This is a genomic window from Marinilabilia salmonicolor, assembly GCF_003003035.1.
In the GTDB taxonomy this organism is placed as follows: domain Bacteria; phylum Bacteroidota; class Bacteroidia; order Bacteroidales; family Marinilabiliaceae; genus Marinilabilia; species Marinilabilia salmonicolor_A.
This window is the reverse complement of the sequence record NZ_PVTS01000044.1, coordinates 1-4,144: the sequence shown is the minus strand read 5'-3', so window position 1 is coordinate 4,144 and position 4,144 is coordinate 1. Positions and strand designations below refer to the sequence as shown.

Sequence of the window (4,144 nt, the reverse complement as noted above, 5' to 3'; positions counted from 1 at the left end):
TGCTTAAATGTTGTTAATGTCATCCTCATTTTTTGCCATCAAAGTAACGGCTGGAGACCGGAGGATGCAATATGTAGGAGGCCGATGGCTTACATCCATCTTTTTTAAATATTTCAAAGGACTCATGCCACCCAATGCTTTATGAGGGTGCATTTCATTGTAATCAACCATCCAATCCCATGCTAATTCTCTTACCTGCGTTAAATCACCAAACAAATAGGCATCAAGAATATCTTCTCTAAAAAAGCGATTAAACCTTTCAACATAAGCATTCTGAGTCGGGCTGCCTGGTTGTATGTATTTCAATTTAATGTTATTCTCTCCTGCCCATTTTTGCAGGGCTTTAGAAATAAACTCCGGACCATTATCTACTCTTATTTCACGCGGCTTTTCTCGCTCTGATATTACTTCATTTAGCACTTGTATTACACGTTCTCCTGGCATTGAAAAATCAGGTTCAATGGCTAGAGCTTCTCGATTATAGTCATCGATAATATTCAATACCCGGAATCGACGTCCATAAACCAGGCTATCACTCATAAAATCCATAGACCAGGTATGATTGATGCCTGCGGGCTGGATTAACGGCTCTTTAATGCGGGCTGGCAATCTTCTTTTTCGTTTTCTACGCAAGTTCAGCTGCATTAAGCGATAAACTCTTAATACGCGCTTGCGGTTCCATTGCAATCCTTCATTACGGATTCGTCCATAATATTCATCAAACCCTCTGGTCGGCAGTTTTTCTGCCAGCTCATTGAGTTTGTCAATCACTTCGCTGTCGTCACGCCGGCTTTCGTAATACCACATCGAGCGATGCAGGTCTGTTAATCGGCACGCCCTGCCGATGCTAATCTCATAGGTAGCCTGCAAATACTCTGCTCTTGTTTTCTTTTCGCAGGGCTTTAAAACTTTTTTCCAAGCAGATCCTTAAGCATCACATTATCCAGGCTCTGGTCTGCGTACATCTGCTTGAGCTTGCGATTCTCCTCTTCCAGCTCTTTTAATCGCTTTAGCTGGCTGGCTTCCATGCCGGAATACTTCTTACGCCAATTATAGAACGTTGCTTTAGAGATACCGTGCTCACGGCACAAGCTTTGGGCATCTATGCCACTTTCATACTCCTTTAGGATCTTGACGATCTGGCTTTCTGTAAATCTTGATTTCTTCATAACGTTTTTTGACTGCTCAAAATTAATAATTTGTCTAATTTTAAGCTGTCCGTTTTTCGGGGAAGGCTACAGAAGATGCGCATTACGAAGAAGAAGGTTTAGTAAAAAGGGTGTCATATTATTATGCTAATTCAACTGATTCATTTGAGATGCGGTCAGGTTCTGTGACACTTTACAATGAAAAGGGATTTAAAATAATTGAAAGGAAGACATACAGGTATCATGAGGATGGCGAATTGGCATATTATCATAGGGAGAAAGATATTGGCATGCAAAAAGGTTGTGACATAACTTTTGCATATCCACTTAATAATAGTAAGAATGAGTATTCTGTTATCGAAAAAGGAAGAAAGAATGGGTATTTTACAAGATTGACTGGTGATAACAAATATACTTATCACAAAGGACTAATAGTAGATAAGACATACAATCACGTATATAATGCGAATGGTGATTTAACTCAATATTCAATTCAGATAAATTCAGATAGTGACCAAGATCTGTTTCAAAGTAACTCTCATCTTGCAATAGATTATGAATACAATGCAAACAAAGATTGGATTAAAGCAATTATTTATCAAAACAAGAAACCAGAATTTGTAGTTGTAAGGGATATTGAATATTATTAAATCATTAAAAACCACTATATGTAATTGGATTTGACCTCAAATTTTAAGACCTTTTATCGGTCAAATTGAAATAGTGCTAGAATTCGAAGTGATTCCCTTTTTTTGAAACTGTATTCGGTAAAGCCTCACGCTTGATTAAAAATATATCTTAATAAAAAAAAGTTATCAACAGGTTTATTTTGATTTTTTCCTAAAAATATGATGGCAAATTGTATGTCCACTAGACTAAAAACCGGACATCAAAAAACCTTGTAAATGATTGATTTTTAAACTATTGTAAATGATTTTCTAAAAGGCACCCCGGTTTGCGTATATAGCTTTGTTGCCGTTTCGTGTTTTATTATCATTCAGTCCGTGTGTTTGGGCCTGCAAGCTTATTGGATGGTTTGGGATGTGCGATGGATTGTGCGACCAGCCAATGTGCTTGCATGCGAAGGGTAGGGCATAATCTGGGATTCTCTCCTTTTGAGTCATTTCTGAGCCAATTGAGCCAATTATGAGCCAATTAATCTATAGAGGGTTCCTGCGCCAACATCCCCAACCCTTTCAACAATATTGAATTTGTCAACTAATTCAGTTAAGTCTCTTGTTGCCGTTGCTTTAGAGACTTTACACAGTTCCTGATATGTTTTATTTGATATGGTTTTATTCTCTTTTAAAAATTCAAGAGCCGTTATTTGTCGCTTATTTAGGTCTTTTGAAATAAGGCTTTTTTTATCAATCGCATTTTTTCGAAGTGTAATGCTTATTCCCCCTGATGCACTTTCTATAATTGGCTCAGGAAGTCCTGCTTTTTTACATTCATTTAGTATTTTAATCGTTCCACGTCCCCAGGCTTCAATTAATCCGCCTTTAAAAAAGGTTCCTGCAAGAATTGGATTATGGGGGCGAGAAGAGTGTTTCTTTTTTAAATCTTCGATGGATAAATCATTTGGTAGAGAGCCTTCATTCCAGACAATTAATTTGTCGTCGTAAACGCTAATTTGTATCGGTGCACCCATATAATCCCGGTGCACTATTGCATTGAGGATTACTTCTCGAATGGCTTCGTACGGATATTCCCATTTTTCTACTCGCTGTAATCCTTGATAGGAAATTGGTGAAACCAGAAATTTTTTGTCAAGAATATCAAGTGTTTTATCTGCTAATTGATACGCATTTCCTTCAACAACTTCTTGGAAAAGTAGGTCATCATCTGTTTGTCCAAATCGCCCAATTTTCACATATGCATTAATGTAGAAACGACAGGGGTTTTTCCCGAAGAGCAATATTGCAGAACGTTTTAATTGGCCGTTTTCGAGAAGTAACAGATTATCTAAGATTGGTTCAATGTCGTTCTCTTCTGCGATAAAAGGCATTCTTTTACTTGATGTGGCTCCTTTTTTGAATGCTTCAATTGCTGATATATCAATGTCATCAAGACTTGCTCTTGGTTCAATAACATCATCCCAGGTTTTTCCAGCTTTTTTTAACAAAAATTCGTTTAGCGCATTGCCTTTAAGTTCTTGTTTGGTGCTTCCACTCCGATAATGATATTTCCCTTGGTATGAAATTGGTACGTCGTAAGGTTTTACATCAATTTCAATATACTTTTTATTTTCGTACTCCTTTAAATCAACGTCACAAACAATTCCCAGCTGGTTTTGGATTTTATTGGGAATGTCATCCATTAGTTTTTTGTATTTGTCAATGCCAATGACATCTCCTTTGTCATTTTTTCCAATTATAATTTTCCCGCCTTTGGCATTTGCAAACCCGCAAATACATTTAAGATATTCATCCCGCCAACTTTCTTTCCATTCTATGTTTTGACTTTCAGGCATGTATTTTTTAATTTTCTTTTAACTATTTACAAATATATGCAAACTTGCGGGATGGCAAGAAATTGCTCTTTTGCCAGCTGAAGCTTGGCCTGTGGTGTTGGGGCTTGCAAATGTGCAATTTGTGCGGTGGCTAACTGTTTTCTCTTTTCGTTACATGAACGGCAACGTTTGACAATATGGCAAGTGGCGGTTTGCGGGCTACGTCACTATCCACCGTTACAAAATTTGATGCGGGGGAGAATGTTTCAAATCACTACTTTCCCCGCCATTTGCTATATTGTGTGTGTGTGCCCTGCATGAGCAGCAGCGCACCCACACTGGAAGTTCTAGAAAAAGATTAAAAATACAAATCTTTTTCAAGTAACCATAAAGTGTGAGGTGAATTTATCCGGAGGGTGTAAGTCCCTTATGCGCGAGGGTGACGCCTCGAAGCATTAGCAAGTGGCAAGCTGGTTTACCGTGAGGTATGCAGTGAAGGAAGCCAACCGGCAAAAGTCTGTACTGACGGACAGGTATTACAGGA

Annotated in this window: 3 protein-coding genes; 1 reads left to right on the top strand and 2 read right to left on the bottom strand. The window is 38.1% G+C overall.

What is annotated here, in order from left to right; genetic code table 11:
- Positions 1-3 precede the first annotated feature (3 nt).
- Positions 4-1,169, bottom strand: a protein-coding gene (locus BY457_RS18740) for an IS3 family transposase (protein WP_258176797.1) whose coding sequence is annotated in 2 segments (ribosomal slippage) — positions 4-917 and positions 917-1,169 — 1,167 coding nt in all. Because the reading frame shifts where the segments join, the coding sequence is not laid out codon by codon here.
- Positions 1,170-1,279: 110 nt separating this feature from the next.
- On the opposite strand from BY457_RS18740, the gene BY457_RS18735 reads away from it, so the two are divergent.
- On the top strand, positions 1,280-1,798 hold the full coding sequence (locus BY457_RS18735; RefSeq protein ID WP_106154854.1) for a hypothetical protein: 519 nt from the start codon (positions 1,280-1,282) through the stop codon (positions 1,796-1,798).
- 494 nt (positions 1,799-2,292) lie between these two features.
- Here BY457_RS18735 and BY457_RS18730 read toward each other — a convergent pair whose 3' ends face one another.
- A complete protein-coding gene (locus BY457_RS18730; protein ID WP_106154853.1) occupies positions 2,293-3,621 on the bottom strand; it encodes an ATP-binding protein in 1,329 nt (442 codons plus the stop codon).
- Between the last annotated feature and the right edge of the window lie 523 nt (positions 3,622-4,144).